Origin of the sequence: Rhizobium freirei PRF 81 (genome assembly GCF_000359745.1) — a bacterium.
GTDB lineage: Bacteria > Pseudomonadota > Alphaproteobacteria > Rhizobiales > Rhizobiaceae > Rhizobium > Rhizobium freirei.
Window position 1 is genome coordinate 16,344 of record NZ_AQHN01000016.1, and the last position, 17,843, is coordinate 34,186.

Consider the following 17,843-nt stretch of genomic DNA (forward strand, 5'->3'; position numbering starts at 1 on the left):
TCGTTCCGAAACTGTATCGAATACTTCTGATAATGCAAAGCATGAAGGCGCCTCATGGCTCGTAATGTCCTCAATACGAGGGAGAACAAAAATGCCTCTTGAGATGAATCGAGATGTCTTCATCACCTGTGCCGTCACCGGCGCCGGCGATACGGTTTCCAAATCCAGCCATGTTCCGATCACTCCCAAGCAGATCGCAGAATCCGCGATCGACGCCGCCAAGGCTGGGGCAGCGGTGGTTCATTGCCATGTCCGCGATCCGGAGACGGGTGCTGCCAGCCGCCGCAACGAGCTCTATAGGGAAGTCACGGATCGCATCCGTTCGGCCGATGTGGATGTCGTGCTGAACTTGACCGCCGGCATGGGCGGAGACCTGATTTTCGGCGATGTCGAAAGCCCGCTGCCATTGAATGCCACGGGCACAGACATGGCAGGCGCTTCCGAGCGCATCAGCCATGTTGCCGAATGCCTGCCGGAAATCTGCACGCTCGATTGCGGTACGATGAATTTCAGTCTCGGCGACTATGTCATGACCAACACCCCCTCGATGCTGAGGGCTATGGCGAAGAAGATGACCGATCTCGGTGTCCGTCCGGAGATCGAGGCTTTCGACACCGGTCATCTCTGGTTTGCCAAACAGCTTGCCGAGGAGGGTCTCATTGAGGATCCGGTTCTCATCCAGCTCTGCATGGGTATCCCCTGGGGGGCACCCGATGACCTCAATACCTTCATGGCGATGGTCAATAACGTTCCCAAAAGCTGGACCTTCTCGGCCTTTTCCATCGGCCGCAACGCGATGGCCTATCCGGCGGCCGCGGTCCTTGCCGGCGGCAATGTCCGTGTCGGGCTGGAAGACAATCTCTACGCCGGAAAGGGCATGCTCGCGACCAACGCGCAGCTCGTCGAAAAGGCCGTACAGGTGGTCGAAGGCATGGGCGCGCGCATCATCGGCCCCGAAGATGTCCGCAAGAAACTGAAACTGACGAAGCGCTGAGGCCCCGATGACCAAGATCAACAAGGCGGCCTGCATCGGCGGCGGCGTCATCGGCGGCGGATGGATCGCACGCTTCCTGCTGGCGGGCATCGATGTCGATGTCTACGACCCGCATCCGGAGGCGAAGCGCATCGTCGGCGAAGTGCTTGCGAATGCGGGAAAAGCCTACGCGATGCTGACCGGCGCGCCTCTGCCGCCGCATGGCAAGCTGACATTCCGAGACACGCTGGAGGCGGCGGTCGAGGGCGCCGACTGGATCCAGGAAAGCGTGCCCGAGCGACTGGATCTCAAGCGCAACGTGCTGACGCAGATCGATGCAGCCGCAAAGCCCGATGCCTTGATCGGTTCATCCACCTCCGGCCTGCTACCGACCGACCTGCAGCGCGACATGCGCCATCCCGAGCGCCTCTTCGTCGCCCATCCCTATAATCCGGTCTATCTGCTGCCGCTCGTTGAAATCGTCGGTGGCGAAAAGACCAGTGCTGCGACGATCCAGGCGGCGATGGAGCGACTGCCGCCGATCGGCATGAAGGGTGTGCATATCGCCAAGGAGATCGAGGCTTTCGTCGGCGACCGCCTGCTGGAGGCGCTCTGGCGTGAGGCGCTGTGGCTGATCAAGGACGATATCTGCACCGTCGAGACGCTGGACGATGTCATCCGCTATTCCTTCGGCCTGCGCTGGGCGCAGATGGGCCTGTTCCAGACCTATCGCATCGCCGGCGGCGAAGCGGGCATGCGTCACTTCCTGGCGCAGTTCGGCCCCGCCCTGCAATGGAACTGGACCAAGCTGATGGACGTCGTCGATCTCGACGACGCTCTTGTCGAGAAGATCGGCCAGCAGTCGGACGAGCAGGCCGACGGTCTTTCGATCCGCGAACTCGAGCGCATCCGCGACGAAAACCTTGTCGGCATCCTTCAGAGCCTGAAGGGAAGCCATGGCGGCAAGGGCTGGGGCGCCGGCAAGCTGCTGAAGGATTTCGAGCAGCAGCTTTGGGCCGCAGGCGGCGGGGAGAAGCAGGGACTGGACGTCACAAAACCGCTGCGCCTGATCGACACCAAGGTCAGCCCAGCATGGGTCGATTATAACGGCCATATGACCGAGCATCGCTACCTGCAGGTCTTCGGCGACACGTCGGATGCGCTGCTGCGCCTGATCGGCGTCGATCTCGATTATGTCGAGCGCGGCCACAGCTACTACACGGTAGAGACCCATATCCGCCATCTTGGCGAAGCCAAACTTGGACAGGCCATCCATTCAACCTGCCAGATCATCGGGTCTGACGAAAAGCGGCTGCATGTGTTCCATGCGCTGCACGATAGCGCGAGCGGCGATGTAATCGCCACGGCGGAACAGATGCTGCTGCATGTCGACGCGAAAGCAGGCAGAGCCGTTGCCGCACCGGAGGAGGTGCTTGCGAAGCTTAGGCCGATTGCCGCCGCGCACGCAGCCTTGGCCATGCCGGACGGAGCCGGCCGTCATGTGGGACAAAAACGCTAGGAGGAAGCGATCGTGAATTTCGGACTCAGCGAAGAGCAGGAGATGATCGTCAAGACTGTCCGCGACTTCGTCGAGACGGAGATCTATCCGCACGAAAACGAGGTCGAGCGTACCGGCATCGTGCCGTCTGAAATCGGAGACGAGATCCGGCGCAAATGTATCGAACTGGGCTTCTACGCCTGCAACTTTCCCGAAGAGATCGGCGGCGCCGGGCTTGATCACCTGACCTTCACGCTCGTCGAACGCGAGCTCGGCCGCGGCTCGATGGGACTCACAGTCTTCTTCGGCCGCCCCTCCGGCATCCTGATGGCGTGCGAGGGTGAGCAGCGCGAGCGCTATCTCCTGCCGGCTGTGCGTGGGGAAAGGGTCGATGCGCTCGCGATCACCGAACCGGACGCCGGCTCCGACATGCGCGGCATGAAATGCGCAGCACGGCAGGATGGCGATGATTTCGTGCTCAACGGCACGAAGCATTTCATCTCGCACGCCGATGTCGCCGATTTCGTCATCGTCTTTGCCGCAACCGGCGAAGAAGAGACCCATCGGGGCGTCAAGAAGAAGATCACCGCCTTTCTGGTCGATCGCGGCACGCCGGGCTTCGAGATTCTCAAGGGCTACGATTCGGTTTCCCATCGCGGCTATCACAATTCCATTTTGAACTTCACCGACTGTCGTCTGCCGAAATCGCAGGTGCTTGGCGAGGTGCATCGCGGCTTCGACCTTGCCAATCAATGGCTCTATGGAACCCGCCTAACGGTTGCCGCGACCTGTGTCGGCCGGGCTCGGCGGGTCTTCGATCTCGCGCTACCCTACGCGGCCGAACGCAAGCAATTCGGCAAGCCGATCGGCGCCAATCAGGGCGTATCGTTCAAGCTTGCCGACATGATCACCGAGATCGACGCCGCCGACCTCCTGACGCTGTCCGCCGCCTGGAAGCTCGATGCCGGCATCCCGGCCAATCGAGAGATCGCCTCGGCGAAGCTTTATGCTTCGGAAATGCTCGCCCGTGTCACCGACGAGGCGATCCAGATCTTCGGCGGCATGGGACTGATGGACGACCTGCCACTTGCCCGCTTCTGGCGCGATGCCCGCGTCGAGCGCATCTGGGACGGGACCTCGGAAATCCAGCGGCACATCATCAGCCGCGACCTGCTCCGGCCGTTCGGAGCATGAGCCCATGACACAGCGCTCGCTCGACCGCCTGATCCGACCCAAAACGATCGCCGTCTTCGGTGGCAGAGAGGCGCGGCGTGTCATCGAGCAATGCGATCTTATGGGATTTGCCGGCGAGATCTGGCCGGTGCATCCGACACAGGAAAGCGTGCTCGGCCGCCGCTGCTATCGCTCGGTCGCCGAACTGCCTGATGCGCCGGATGCCGCCTTTGTCGGGGTCAACAGAACGCTCACCGTCGATATCGTGCGTGAACTTGCCGCAAGAGGCGCCGGCGGCGCCGTCTGTTACGCTTCTGGTTTCAGCGAGGCGGTTGCGGAACTGGCCGACGGGGCGGATTTGCAGCGGGCTCTCGTCGAAGCTGCCGGCGGCATGCCGATCGTCGGGCCGAATTGCTACGGCATGATCAATGGCCTCGACGGCGCCCTGCTTTGGCCGGATCAACACGGCATTGTCCGCAGCGAGCGCGGCGTAGCCATCCTCACTCAATCCTCCAACATCGCCATCAATCTCAGCATGCAGAGGCGCGGCCTGCCCATCAGCTATCTGATGACGGCAGGCAATCAGGCGCAGACCGGCCTGTCGGATCTTGCCCAGGCTGTCCTCGCGGATCCTCGCGTCACCGCGGTCGGTCTGCACATCGAAGGTTTCGGCGATATCAGGGCGCTGGAAGCTCTCGCAATGCGCGCCAGGGATCTGAAGAAGCCCGTCGTCGCGCTGAAAGTCGGCAAATCCGAACAGGCGCAGCGTGCAACAGTATCGCATACGGCCTCGCTCGCCGGCAGCGACGCGGTTGCCGACGCGGTGCTCGATCGCCTTGGCATCGGTCGCGTCACGACGCTGCCGGAGCTCGTCGAAACGCTGAAACTCCTGCATGCCGCCGGTCCGCTCGACAGCAATGCGATCTCCTCGATGAGCTGTTCGGGCGGCGAAGCTTCGCTGATGGCCGATGCCGCCGTGGGCCGGAATGTCGCGTTCCGCGCGCTGAAGGCGGAACAACTGCCCGCTTTGCGCGCCAGCCTCGGCACGATGGTGACGCTTTCCAATCCGCTCGACTACCACACCTTCGTCTGGGGCGACCTGGCGCGACAGACGGAGGCCTTCAGCGCCATGTTCGCCGGCGGCTATGCCCTCAATCTCATCGTGCTCGATTTCCCGCGCGAAGATCGCTGCGATGGCGCGGACTGGATGATCACCGTTTCGGCCGTTGCCGCCGCCGCGAAGCAGACAGGTGCGCGCGCCGGCATTCTGGCGACCTTGCCCGAAAACATGCCGGAAGCCATCGCCCAGCAATTGATCGAGGCCGGCATCGTGCCGTTCTGCGGCATCAGCGAGGCCTTGGCGGCAGCAGAGATTGCCAGCGGCATCGCCAATGCCTGGGAACGGCCGCGCCCCTTGCCGCTCCTCAGCGCGCGCGCGGAGGCCGGCGAAATCGAGACCCTGAGCGAGGCTGCAGCCAAGGCGGAACTTGCGGCAACAGGCCTTGCGGTTCCGCTCGGTAAGACCGCTGCCACCGCAAGCGAGGCAGCCGATTGTGCGCAGCAACTCGGCTTCCCGGTCGCGCTCAAGGCGCTCGGTGTCGAGCACAAATCCGATGTCGGCGCCGTCAAACTCAACCTATGGGATAGGAACGCCGTCCAGGATGCGGCGGAAAGCATGAGCCATGTCGCTCGCGGATTTCTCGTCGAACGCATGGTCGATCGCCCGCTTGCGGAATTGATCGTTGGAGCGGTGCGCGATCCTGTCGTTGGCCTGACCCTCACCGTCGGCGCAGGCGGAATCCTCGTGGAATTGCTTGAGGATTCTATCGTTTTGCCGCTCCCAGTCACGAAAGCCGAGATTTTGGATCGGATTTCGCGGCTCAAAGTCCGCAAGCTGATCGAAGGCTATCGCGGCAATGCAGGCACCAGCCTCGAAATCGTTGCCGACGCCGTCGTATCAGCGGCAGAATATGTCGTAAAGAATGCCTCACGGCTCGAGGAACTGGACATTAATCCATTGATGGTCCTACCAGATTCCCGCGGCGTCGTTGCTGCGGATGCTCTCATCCGGCGAAGGAGGTAGCAGAAGTTGCAAGACCCCATTCGAACCCGATGCGACAACGGCATCCTTGAAGTCGTCATCGACCGGCCGAAGGCGAATGCCATCGATCTTGCGACGAGCCGCAAGATGGGGCTGATCTTCCGCGACTTCCGCGACAACCCGGAACTACGGGTCGCCATCGTCACCGGGGCCGGCGAAAAGTTCTTTTCCGCCGGCTGGGATCTGAAGGCTGCAGCGGCCGGCGACGCGGTTGACGGCGACTATGGTGTTGGCGGCTTCGGCGGCCTGCAGGAGTTGCGCGATCTCAACAAGCCTGTCATCTGCGCCGTCAATGGTATCTGTTGCGGCGGCGGGCTGGAAATAGCGCTGTCGGCCGATATGATTATTGCCGTTTCGCATGCTACCTTCGCGCTACCTGAGATTCGCTCGGGCACCGTCGCCGATGCCGCATCGATCAAACTGCCGAAGCGCATTCCCTATCATATCGCGATGGACATGCTGCTGACCGGTCGTTGGCTCAACGTTGAGGAGGCGCATCGCTGGGGCTTCGTCAACGAGATCGTCGTGGCCGACAAGCTGATGGACAGGGCGTGGGAGCTGGCGCGCCTGCTCGCAAGCGGGCCGCCGCTCGTCTATGCTGCCATCAAGGAAATCGTGCGGGAAGCGGAGGGCTCGACGTTTCAGACTGCCATGAACAAGATCACCAAACGGCAGTTTGCGACCGTCGATGTCCTCTATTCCAGCGAGGATCAATTGGAAGGCGCACGGGCATTCGCCGAGAAGCGTGCCCCAATCTGGAAAGGAAAGTGAGAGGCGGCGGCAACCGCAGCTTTTTCCCGCATGGTCACGGGTGATCGGCTTCAGACGGAAGAGGAAACCGTTTCGTGAGGCGCACCGCCCGGGAAATCTGTCAACACGACAAAAAAGAAGGAACAGGGGAATGAACGACTACACGAAATATCTGGCAAGCCGTGTGACTTCGGGCGGGCTTAGCCGCCGCGAATTCATGGGACGCGCAATGGCAGCCGGCGTGACTTTGGCAGTCGCCGACAAACTCTTTACCGAAAGCGCAATGGCCGCCGAGCCGAAGCGTGGCGGGCATCTGAAGCTTGGCCTCGAAGGCGGTGCTGCGACCGACTCCAAGGACCCGGCGAAATTCCTGTCTCAGGTCATGTTCTGCATCGGCCGCTGCTGGGGCGACATGCTGGTGGAATCCCATCCGCTGACCGGTGCCGCCGTTCCTGCATTGGCCGAATCCTGGGAACCGTCGAAGGATGCCGCCACCTGGACCTTCAAGATCCGCAAGGGCGTGAAGTTCCACAATGGCAAGGAGCTGACGATCGACGACGTCGTCGCCACGCTCAAGCGCCATACGGATGCAAAATCGGAATCGGGCGCGCTCGGCGTCATGAAGTCGATCAAGGACATCAAGGCCGATGGCGGCAATCTCGTCCTGACGCTGACCGAAGGCAACGCCGACATGCCGTTGCTCCTGACCGACTATCACCTCGTCATCCAGCCGAATGGCGGTTATGATGACCCCTTGGCCTCGATCGGCACCGGCCCCTACAAGATGGTCAGCTTCGAGCCCGGCGTGCGCGCTACGCTCGAGCGCAACAAGGACGACTGGCGCACCGATCGCGGCTTTGTCGACAGCGTCGAAATCATCTGCATGAACGATGCGACGGCTCGTATCGCCGCGCTGTCGTCCGGTCAGGTTCACTACATCAACCGCGTCGATCCGAAGACCGTCGATCTTCTGAAACGCGCGCCAACCGTCGAGATTCTGGCCACCGCCGGCCGCGGCCATTATGTCTTCATCATGCATTGCGACAAGGCGCCTTTCGACAACAACGATCTGCGCCTGGCATTGAAATACGCCATGGACCGCGAGACCATGGTCAAGAAGATCCTCGGCGGCTACGGCAAGGTCGGCAACGATTTCCCGATCAACAGCACCTATGCCCTCTTCCCCGAAGGCATCGAGCAGCGCGCCTACGATCCGGATAAAGCAGCTTTCCACTACAAGAAGTCCGGTCATAGCGGCTCTGTGCTGCTGCGTACCTCCGAAGTCGCCTTCCCCGGCGCCGTCGACGCGGCCGTCCTGTACCAGGAAAGCTGCAAGAAGGCCGGGATCAACATCGAGGTCAAGCGCGAGCCGGGCGATGGCTACTGGACGAACGTCTGGAACGTCCAGCCCTTCTCCACCTCCTACTGGGGCGGACGGCCGACGCAGGACCAGATGTATTCCACCGCCTATCTCTCGACGGCGGACTGGAACGACACGCGCTTCAAGCGCCCGGACTTCGACAAGCTCCTGCTTCAGGCCCGTTCCGAACTGGACGAAGCCAAGCGCAAGGAACTCTACCGCGCCATGGCGATGATGGTGCGCGACGAAGGCGGTGTCATCCTGCCGATGTTCAACGATTTCGTGAACGCCTCCACCAAGCATGTGAAGGGCTACGTCCACGATATCGGCAACGACATGTCGAACGGCTACGTCGCCACCCGCGTCTGGCTGGACGCCTGATGCCCGAACCGGGCGAATAGGCCCTCATCTCAGAGGAAGCCGGGACCGCGGATGAATTTCGCGGTCCTCCCGACGTTTAAGCGCGAGGCATCGGCCATGTCCAATTCACCCCCCGGAACCGTTTTGCCCGGGCTGAGGTTCAAGCAGCGTTTTCCACTGCTGTCCCTCATTATCGAGCGTTGCCTTCTCAGCATCGTCCTGCTGTTTGCAGTCTCCATACTGATCTTCGGCGGGCTCGAAGCCCTGCCCGGCGATTTCGCTACTACCTATCTCGGCCAGTCGGCAACGCCGCAGGCGGTCGCCAACATCCGCGAGGAGCTCGGCCTCAACCAGCCGGTGGTCAGCCGCTATGTCCAATGGCTCAGCCATGCCGCGCAGGGCGATTTCGGCACCTCCTGGGCCAGCAAGAACTCCGTGAGCGAACAGATCGGCAAGCGGCTCGGCAATTCGCTGTTTCTGGCGGGCTTTGCCGCACTGATCTCGGTACCGCTGGCCGTCAGCCTCGGCATGCTGGCCGTTCATTTCAGAAACCGTATGCCGGACAAGATCATCAACGTCATTTCGCTCGCGGCAATCTCCCTGCCGGAATTCTTTATCGGTTATCTCCTCATCATGTTCTTTTCCGTCAAATTCGGGGTCGCCACCTTCCCGGCGACGGTCTTCGACGGCATGGGTTTCCTCGACCGGCTGAAAGCGATCGCCCTGCCGACGGCAACCCTGGTTCTGGTCGTGCTTGCACATATGATGCGCATGACGCGAGCCGCCATCCTTTCCGTGATGTCGTCCGCCTATATGGAAACGGCCGAGCTGAAGGGGCTGTCGGCCTTCCGCGCCATCGTCAAGCACGCCGCACCCAATGCTCTGGCGCCGATCATCAATGTCGTGGCTCTGAACCTTGCCTATCTGATCGTCGGTGTCGTCGTCGTCGAAGTCGTCTTCGTCTATCCCGGCATGGGCCAGTACATGGTCGACGCCGTGACGGTGCGCGACATGCCTGTCGTCCAGGCCTGCGGCCTGATCTTCGCCGCCGTCTACATCTTCCTCAACATGACGGCCGATATTCTCGCCATCGTCGCCAACCCGCGTCTGAGGCATCCACGATGAGATTGAGAGACATACCCGTCACCGCCTGGATCGGCGTCATCGGAATCCTGATCGCCTTCATCTGCGCGATCTTCGCCCCTTGGATAGCCCCCTATGGCGAAACCGAAGTCGTCGGCAACGTCTGGCAGCCGGCCGATGCGCAATATTTCTTCGGCCTCGACAATCTCGGCCGCGATATCCTGTCGCGTCTGATCTACGGCACCCGCACGACCCTCTTCGTCGCGCTGGCGGCAACGATCATTTCCTTCTCGCTCGGCATCATCCTGAGCTTCACCGCCGCTGTCTCGCACGGATTGATCGACACGGTCTTCTCGCGCTTCAACGACCTGATGATGTCCATCCCGACGCTGATCTTCGCGCTCGTCGTGCTCGCCGTCCTGCCACAGAACCTGATCGTGCTGATCCTCGTCATGGCCATTCTCGATTCCACCCGCGTCTATCGCCTTGGCCGCGCCGTGGCGCTCGATGTCGCAGTCATGGAGTTCGTCGAAGCGGCCAAGCTTCGCGGCGAAGGCAGGATCTGGATCATCTTCCGCGAGATTCTGCCGAACACGCTGTCGCCGTTGCTGGCGGAATTCGGCTTGCGCTTTGCCTTCTCGATCCTGTTTCTCTCCACCCTGTCTTTCCTCGGCCTCGGCATCCAGCCGCCGTCGGCCGATTGGGGCGGCATGGTCAAGGACAACAAGGACGGCATCATCTTCGGCATTTCAGCAGCCCTCGTGCCGGGCTCCGCCATCGCGGCGCTTGCGATCTGTGTCAATCTGGTGGTCGACTGGCTTTTGAAGCGCACCTCCAGCCTCAAGGGAGGGCGTGGCGATGCCTGAGCTTCTTTCCGTCCGCGATCTCAAGATCGAGGCTACCAGCTATCCGCCCGGCGAGCCGCCGAAACGCGTCACCATCGTCGATGGGGTCTCCTTCGACCTCCAAAAGGGCAAGGTGCTCGGGCTGATCGGCGAGTCAGGCGCCGGCAAGTCCACCATCGGCCTTTCCGCGCTCGCCTATGGCCGCGGCGGCGCGGAGATTACGGGCGGGCGGGTGCTGCTCGACGGCGTCGATATCCTGCCGCTCGGCAAATCCGGTATCCGCAGAATCCGTGGCGCGCGGGTCTGCTATGTCGCGCAATCGGCCGCCGCCGCCTTCAATCCGGCTCATAGGCTGGGCGATCAGGTGATCGAAGCCACGGTGAAGCACCGCCTCATGACGAAGGAGGAGGCCCGCAAACGAGCGCTCTATCTGTTCCGCGTGCTTGGCCTGCCCAATCCGGAAACATTCGGCGAGCGCTATCCGCATCAGGTCTCGGGCGGCCAGCTGCAGCGCGCCATGACAGCCATGGCGCTCTGTTCAAACCCGGAACTGATCGTCTTCGACGAACCGACGACCGCGCTAGACGTGACGACGCAGATCGATGTGCTGGCCGCCATCAAGCACGCCATCGAGGAAACACGTACGGCCGCGCTCTACATCACCCACGACCTCGCCGTCGTCGCCCAGATCTCCGACGACATCATGGTGCTGCGGCACGGAAAGATGGTCGAATATGGCAGCGTCCAGCAGATCATCGAGGAGCCGAAGCAGGACTATACCCGCGCCCTCGTCAACGTCCGACAGGAGGCAAGAGCCGAAGCCGCCGACCAGTCGAGCGCGCTTCTGAAAATCGAGAATATCAGCGCGCAATATTCGAACGGCTTCAAGGTGCTACACGATGTTTCCCTCCACGTTCCCAGGGGGCAGACATTGGCGGTAGTCGGTGAATCCGGCTCCGGCAAATCGACGCTTGCCCGCGTCATCACCGGCCTGCTGCCACCGAGCGACGGTCGGATTTCGTTCGATGGCAAGCCGCTCACACCGGCTTTGAAAAGCCGCTCGCGGGAGGAATTGCGGCGCATCCAGCTGATCTACCAGATGGCGGATACCGCCATGAATCCGCGCCAGACCGTGCGCGATATCATCGGCCGGCCGCTGACCTTCTACGACGGCCTGCATGGTGCTGCAAAGACGGCGCGCGTGAAGGAGCTGCTCGATCAGATCGAGATGGGCAACGGCTTCATCGACCGCTATCCGGCCGAGCTTTCCGGTGGCCAGAAGCAGCGCGTCGCCATCGCCCGTGCGCTCGCGGCCAAGCCGGAACTCATCCTTTGCGACGAGCCGACATCGGCGCTCGATCCACTCGTTGCCGAGGGCATTCTGAAATTGCTGCTCAAGCTGCAGGAGGAGGCTCATCTCTCCTACGTCTTCATCACCCACGATATCGCCATCGTGCGCGCCATCGCCGACAGCGTCGCGGTGATGCACAGCGGCAAACTCGTCCGCTTCGGCCCGAAATCCCAGGCGCTTTCGCCGCCTTTCGACGATTACACCGACCTGCTGCTGAAATCCGTGCCTGAAATGGAGATCGGCTGGCTCGAACGGGTCCTGACGACCAGGAGAATGGAGAGTGCCGGAAACTAAAGGCTCGACATCTCCAACTTTCAGCCCAAATTTGATCATGCCGACATTATCGGAATAGAATCTCATGGCCGACCGCAGCTTTACAACCATCGAAAACCACTGGATCACCCTCAAGGATGGCACGCGGCTGGCGGCGCGCATCTGGATGCCCGACGGCGCCGACCGCGATCCCGTGCCGGCGGTCTTCGAGTTCCTGCCCTATCGCAAGCGCGACGGAACAAGCCCCCGAGATGAGTCCACCTATCCCGTCTTCGCTGCAGCCGGCATCGCCGGCGTGCGCGTCGATATCCGTGGCTCCGGCGAATCCAGCGGTATCATCGATGGCGAATATACCGAGCTCGAGCTTGCCAATGCCTGCGAGCTGATCGCCTGGATTGCGGCACAGCCCTGGTCGAACGGCTCGGTCGGCATGATGGGTATCTCCTGGGGCGGCTTCAACTGCCTGCAGGTCGCTGCCCTGAAGCCGCCGGCGCTGAAAGCGGTGATTTCGATCGCCTCCACGGTCGACCGCTACAATGACGACATCCACTACAAGAACGGCTGCCACCTCTCCGCCCAGCTTTCCTGGGCGGCAACCATGCTCGGCTACCAATCGCGTTCACCCGATCCGGCCATTGTCGGCGGCGACTGGCGAGATATGTGGCTGCAGCGCCTCGAGCAGGAACCCTTCTTCATGGAGGAATGGCTGGAGCATCAGCGTCGCGACGATTTCTGGCGGCATGGGTCCATCTGCGAGGATTTCGCAGGCTTCGATATCCCCGCCCTCGTCGTCGCCGGCTGGGCGGACGGCTATCGCAACACGCCGCTGCTGGCCGTCGAGGGTCTCGGGGAGAAGGCAAAGGCGCTGATCGGTCCATGGGTCCACAAATATCCGCATTTCGCCTGGCCGAAGCCGCGCGCCGATTTCCACGGAGAAGCCATTGCCTGGTGGAACCGCTGGCTGCGCGGCGAGCGTAACGGTGCCGATAGCATGCCATCCGTGCGCGCCTACATTCTCGATTCCATAAAACCCGCCACGCGCCGCGATTTCGACCCTGGCTTCTGGATCGCCAAGCGTGAATGGCAGCAGCCGGACATGCAATGCTTCTATGTCGAGCAATTCGGCACCTTGATGGACGGCATGCCGATCCCGCATGCGCCGGAACATCCCGTCTATCTGCGTTCACCGCTGGACACGGGCACGGCCTCGGGCGAATGGTTCACCCTGAAGCCGGACGCGGAAATGGCAATCGATCAACGCGTCGACGATGCCGGGTCGCTGACCTTCCAGACCGCGCCGCTGACGGAGGATCATGATTATCTCGGCCGCCCGGTCGTCAAATTGACGCTGCGATGCGACGCCGAAACCGCCAATCTCTGCGCAAGGCTCGTCGACATCCATCCGGACGGTACGGCGACGCGCGTCTCCTTCGGCGTGCTCAATCTCGCTCATCGCAACGGCAATGCCGCGCCCGAGCCGCTGGCCAAGGGTGAGCGGACTACGATTACCGTGACGCTGGATGCCTGCGGCTACCGTTTCCGCAAGGGGCATCGCATTCGCCTGTCGCTGTCGACTGCCTATTGGCCGATGGTCCTGCCGCCGCCGGAAGATCCGGGGCTGACAATCGATCTAGCCTCCATCGGCCTTGCTTTGCCCCGGCTCGGTGCGCATGAGCTTATCGACGTCAAGCAGCCTGACAATCCCGATCCGCTGCCGAAATATGTCGAGCATGCGCCGGGCTCGACGAAGCGGCAGGTGGTGCGTGATCTCTCAGCCGGCCGGACCCGCTATGAAATCCATGAGGATACCGGTCTGTTCGAACATCCCGGCACCGGGCTTTCGACAAGGCAGCTGCGTAAAGAAGTCTGGTCGATCGCACCGGACGACCCGCTGTCGATGACGGGCATCTCGACCTGGACATGCGACATGCAGCGTCCCGGCTGGTTCGTTCGCACCGTCGCGGCGTCATCCATTTCCTGCACCGCAACGGACTGGATCGTCAGCGCCTCGGTCATCGCCTATGAAGGCGAAACCGAGATTTTCAGGAAGATATTCCAGGAAAAGCGCATCGCGCGCGATCTGATGTAGGTCAGCGCGAACCGACAAACCGGCTTGCCGCCGCGCATATGGCGGCAAAGCCGGCACGCGCGCCCTCGCTCATATGCCTTGCCCGCAACCAGGCATGCACCATTTGAGGTTCTTCGCGGAACCAGACTTCGACGCCCGCCTGAGCAAGACGCGCCGCATAATTGCGGCCGTCGTCGCGCAACGGATCGAAATGCGCCACGGTAATGAAAGCCGGCGGAAGACCGGCCACGGAAGATAAAGCAAGCGGACCGGCGACCGGATCGCCTTCTGGCGCCTGCAGGATACTGCGGTAATAGCTGACATCCGCCGTGGTCAGCCCCGGCGCCTCGGCCATCTCCTCATAGGAGCCGGAGACGAGATCGCCACCCAACGCGGGATAGATCAAAATCTGGCCGACAATTCCCGAAAGCCCCTCGGCTTTCGCCCGCACCGCCAATCCTGCCGCGAGATTGCCGCCGGCGCTGTCGCCGATCAGCACGATCGGCCTCTTCTCAGCGAGCAGCTGTTTAAGGACCGTGAAGCAGTCGTCGGTCTGTGCCGGCCAGCGATATTCCGGCGCCAGCCGATAATCGACGGAGATCAGCTCCGCTCCGGCATGATCGGCAATCTCGGCGCAGATGGCATGATGGCTCTCGAGCGAGCCGACGACGAAGCCGCCACCGTGAAGATAGAGCAAGGTCGTCTTAGTGCGGATATCGGCTGGAAGGTATCGCCTGATCGGTATGCTACCCGACACGATGTCGTCCCGTGTGAGCAAGCCTTTCGGCAAGGGGCGATCGAAACGGGCGCACAGGGCATCATACCATTGGCGCTGCTGCGCGATGGATGCCGACACCGCATCCGGAGGATAGAAGGAATCGCAAATCGCCATGAATTCCAGGATTGCCGCTTCACTCGGCATGGGACGCTGCGGAGAACTCATGACAAACCCTCAATATTGGCAGGAGGCCATTTTAATCACCTCTACCACCAAAACACCTACCTGCTTACGGCCAAGATCGTCACGGTGACGACATTGTGACCGGCGAAATCACCTCGCCCTCGATGTCCGTGGAGGGGCGCGTGGCCATGTCCGGATGGCGCATCGGAAACCGTTGAGCCCACGCTTTCGAGAGCGGCATTTACCCGCTCTTTCACGCGGGCAAATGGCACCCTGTTCAACCGACCTCCACAGGCCGTTAAGTTGACCACACCATTGGATTGGCCCGCTAGCAGAACCAGGCCGTCCTACCCGCAAATCGGGGCATGTGCGTTGATATAGTCCCAAAGTCGGTTGGCGACCGGCCCGTGCGGGCGGTCGCGACGGCGCGCCGCCACGAGGTCGATATCTGTGCCCGGGAAATGCTGCCCCGCGATAGAGAGCAGGCGCCCATCGCGCAACTCCTCCTCGATCATGAAGCGCGGCAGATGTCCCCAGGCCATGCCGCGAAGGACGATCTCCTTCTTCATCGCGTGATCGGCGACCGTGCATTGCGATGCGCCTTCGACCACGTAGAAATTGGTCTTCGGCGTGTTCCGGGCCGTGTCGCGAATGATGCATTGGGTCGATGCGCGCATCTGTTCGGGCGAAATCAGCTGCGAGGGGGCAAACGGCAGGAAGCCCGGGGCGACCACGGGTACGAAGGAGATCGTGCCAAGATCGATCCATTCGAGGTGCTGATCGGACTTGTCGATCCAATGGAGGATCAAATCGGCCTCGTCTTCGAAAAGCCGTTCGGACGGACCGCCGATCGTCTCGAAGTGCAGATCGAGCCGCGTGTTCGGGCAGTGTGAGAAAAAGCCGCCCAGCAATTGCAGTCCATTATGCAACGGGCAGGTATCGCCGAGGATCACGCGCAGATACGTCTCCTCTCCCATTGCCAGCTGGCGGGCATGCACACGCAGCGCCTCCATTTCGCCAAGCAGAGCCTGCGCCTTGCGATAAAAGGAGCGGCCAGCCTCGGTGAGGTCTACCCGGTAGCCGCTGCGGTCGAGCAGGGCGACGCCGAGATTCGCTTCAAGTTTGGCGATCGCCGCAAACACGGCCGTATGCGATCGGTTCAGCGCCGAAGCTGCGGCCTGGAAGCCGCCTTCGCGAACAACCGCGTCGAAGCACTGGATTTCCTGAAGTGTGAATGGCTGCATTGTAGGTTTTAGTTACAGTGATTTTCCAATCTTTTCAATTTTTATTGAAGCTACAGAGAAGTAGCGTCGAACCGTTCTCGACAATACGCACCGCTTCCTCGAGCCAAAGTCCCGGAGGCAAGGCGGCAGGCGCCAACAGCAAGAGAAGGACCATGTCATGACGATCAATTCCGCAGAGCTCGCCACGCTCAATCACGAGGAGCCGACAGCCTTGTCGTTCTTCACGACAGGCGATGGCGTCAGGATTGCCTACAGGATCGATGGACGGGATGACCGCCCGGCGCTCATCCTCGCCAATTCGATCGCGACCACACTGTATATGTGGGACCTCCAGATCCCGAAATTGGCCGAGCACTTTCGGGTCATCCGCTATGATTACCGCGGCCATGGCGGCTCGGACGTGCCGGCTGGCGCCTATTCGGACGGGCGGCTCGGCCGCGACGTCCTCGAATTGATGGATTGGCTCGGGATCGAGAGGGCGCATTTTCTCGGCCTGTCCCTGGGCGGCTGGGTCGGGCAGTGGCTTGCCATCCACGCACCGGAACGGATCGACCGCCTGATCCTGAGCAATACCTCTTCCTATCTCGGCCCCGCCGAAACATTCGACAAGTCGATAGCCGCAACGCTGGCAGCGCCGGACATGAAGGAAGCCGCCGAGACCTTTCTCGGCAACTGGTTCCCGAAGGCGATGATCGCGGCGAACGAACCAGTTATTGAGCAATTCCGGGACATGCTGCTGAACACATCGCGCCAGGGCCTTGCCGGCCTGTTTGCCGCGGTGCGCGACGCCGACATGCGCCGCACCAGCGCCCTTATCCAGAACCCGACGCTCGTGATCGCCGGCGAGTTCGACACCGTGACATCGCATGCCATGGGTGAAGCCATCGCGCGCACAATCCCCGGGGCGAGGCTAAAAACCTTTCCTGCCGTACATTTCTCCAATATCGAATTTGCGCGGGCGTTCAGCGAGGAAGTGCTGACGTTCCTCGATGGACAACCGGCCTGACAGCGGCTCTGCCGATCCATGATGCCTGACGTTGCTGCCGTGACCGACGCCTCACGGCCGTAACGTCGGGCGCCATTTGATATGCGGCGCCTGAAAGGCAGCGCACTGCCGTTCGTCCCAGTGGCTGCGCCCGCCTATCCTGCGGCCCAGGTCCCCAGACAAAGCAGAGCTCCCAGAAGACCCAAAGCCGAGGAGCTCCACCAGACAAGGCGCTTTCGGGTGAGCGCTGCCACCGCCCCCAAAGCGATCGAAATTTGCAGCATGGCGACGGAATAAGCGTAGAAGTGATGGCGATGAATAAGCTCGTTGGCTTCGTCATCCTTCTGGTCTCTTGCCTTCTCAAGCTCCTGCGCCTGAGCGCCTGCGGCCTTCTGCTCGTCCGCATATCTTTGGATCGTTTTGTCCAGATCGGGAGAGGCTGACTTGCCGTCAGAGGCCAGAAGCTGCTTCTGCGTTTCAAGGATCACTGCCTTGATGCCTTTTGCCTGATAATAGGCCCACTGGTCGGAGGCCTGAGCCTGCTTCTGCGTTGCCTCGGTCTTGAGCGCCAGCGCCTCGTTGATGGTCCCGCCCGCCAGAAGCGAGCCGAGAGCCGCAAGGGCGGCGAAGAACGCCGTCGTCAAAGCGATAAAGCGTAGCAGCGAGGCGGACTTTTTCTCGATCTCCTCGTCGATCGCTTCCCGCAATTTGTCGGTATCGACCTCAATCTCTTCAGGCATCGCGCAGCTCCGAAAATTAAACACAAGGCCGGCATTGCTGCACGGATCATCTAACGATCATGGCGTAGCCGAATTACGATCTCAATAGCCGGTCCGCCGTTCGAACGCCTTTCAAACACAATACTGTGCGCTGTCGCC

Annotated in this window: 14 protein-coding genes; 11 read left to right on the forward strand and 3 right to left on the reverse strand. The window is 61.6% G+C overall.

Annotated features, from left to right (window positions below; all coding sequences use genetic code 11):
• Positions 1-91 precede the first annotated feature (91 nt).
• The 10 genes from bcoG to RHSP_RS06720 all read left to right on the forward strand — a co-directional run bounded on the left by bcoG (position 92) and on the right by RHSP_RS06720 (position 13,856).
• Positions 92-994 (forward strand): 3-dehydrocarnitine:acetyl-CoA trimethylamine transferase BcoG, encoded by a 903-nt coding sequence (gene bcoG, locus RHSP_RS06675; RefSeq protein ID WP_037150128.1) that lies wholly within the window; start codon positions 92-94, stop codon positions 992-994.
• 7 nt (positions 995-1,001) lie between these two features.
• Entirely contained in the window at positions 1,002-2,492 is a 1,491-nt protein-coding gene (locus tag RHSP_RS06680) for a carnitine 3-dehydrogenase (protein WP_004111124.1), read from the forward strand.
• Between the two features lie 12 nt (positions 2,493-2,504).
• Complete coding sequence (locus tag RHSP_RS06685; RefSeq protein WP_004111126.1) at positions 2,505-3,665, forward strand: acyl-CoA dehydrogenase family protein; 1,161 nt, start codon at positions 2,505-2,507, stop codon at positions 3,663-3,665.
• A 4-nt stretch (positions 3,666-3,669) separates the two neighbouring features.
• A complete protein-coding gene (locus tag RHSP_RS06690; protein ID WP_004111128.1) occupies positions 3,670-5,727 on the forward strand; it encodes an acetate--CoA ligase family protein in 2,058 nt (685 codons plus the stop codon).
• 6 nt (positions 5,728-5,733) lie between these two features.
• On the forward strand, positions 5,734-6,516 hold the full coding sequence (locus tag RHSP_RS06695; protein ID WP_004111147.1) for a carnitinyl-CoA dehydratase: 783 nt from the start codon (positions 5,734-5,736) through the stop codon (positions 6,514-6,516).
• A gap of 130 nt (positions 6,517-6,646) precedes the next feature.
• Positions 6,647-8,236, forward strand: a complete 1,590-nt coding sequence (locus tag RHSP_RS06700; RefSeq protein WP_037150130.1) for an ABC transporter substrate-binding protein — start codon at positions 6,647-6,649, stop codon at positions 8,234-8,236.
• Between the two features lie 96 nt (positions 8,237-8,332).
• Positions 8,333-9,340: an ABC transporter permease gene (locus RHSP_RS06705; protein ID WP_037150194.1), complete on the forward strand. Its 1,008-nt coding sequence runs from the start codon at positions 8,333-8,335 to the stop codon at positions 9,338-9,340.
• The gene (locus RHSP_RS06710; RefSeq protein ID WP_004111153.1) at positions 9,337-10,164 is read left to right on the forward strand and encodes an ABC transporter permease; all 828 of its coding nucleotides are present in this window, start codon (positions 9,337-9,339) and stop codon (positions 10,162-10,164) included. The genes RHSP_RS06705 and RHSP_RS06710 overlap by 4 nt, the downstream gene beginning before the upstream one ends.
• Positions 10,157-11,788, forward strand: coding sequence for an ABC transporter ATP-binding protein (locus RHSP_RS06715; RefSeq protein WP_004111155.1), 1,632 nt, complete (start codon positions 10,157-10,159; stop codon positions 11,786-11,788). The genes RHSP_RS06710 and RHSP_RS06715 overlap by 8 nt, the downstream gene beginning before the upstream one ends.
• A gap of 64 nt (positions 11,789-11,852) precedes the next feature.
• Positions 11,853-13,856, forward strand: a complete 2,004-nt coding sequence (locus RHSP_RS06720; RefSeq protein ID WP_004111157.1) for a CocE/NonD family hydrolase — start codon at positions 11,853-11,855, stop codon at positions 13,854-13,856.
• 1 nt (position 13,857) lies between these two features.
• On the opposite strand, the gene RHSP_RS06725 is transcribed toward RHSP_RS06720, so the two are convergent.
• Positions 13,858-14,778: an alpha/beta hydrolase gene (locus RHSP_RS06725; RefSeq protein ID WP_004111158.1), complete on the reverse strand. Its 921-nt coding sequence runs from the start codon at positions 14,776-14,778 to the stop codon at positions 13,858-13,860.
• A 305-nt stretch (positions 14,779-15,083) separates the two neighbouring features.
• Positions 15,084-15,980 (reverse strand): LysR family transcriptional regulator, encoded by an 897-nt coding sequence (locus tag RHSP_RS06730; RefSeq protein ID WP_004111160.1) that lies wholly within the window; start codon positions 15,978-15,980, stop codon positions 15,084-15,086.
• A gap of 157 nt (positions 15,981-16,137) precedes the next feature.
• On the opposite strand from RHSP_RS06730, the gene RHSP_RS06735 reads away from it, so the two are divergent.
• Positions 16,138-16,986 (forward strand): alpha/beta fold hydrolase, encoded by an 849-nt coding sequence (locus tag RHSP_RS06735; RefSeq protein ID WP_004111162.1) that lies wholly within the window; start codon positions 16,138-16,140, stop codon positions 16,984-16,986.
• A 134-nt stretch (positions 16,987-17,120) separates the two neighbouring features.
• Here the strand turns inward: RHSP_RS06735 and RHSP_RS06740 are convergent, their stop codons facing one another.
• Positions 17,121-17,705, reverse strand: coding sequence for a DUF4337 domain-containing protein (locus RHSP_RS06740; protein WP_004111164.1), 585 nt, complete (start codon positions 17,703-17,705; stop codon positions 17,121-17,123).
• Between the last annotated feature and the right edge of the window lie 138 nt (positions 17,706-17,843).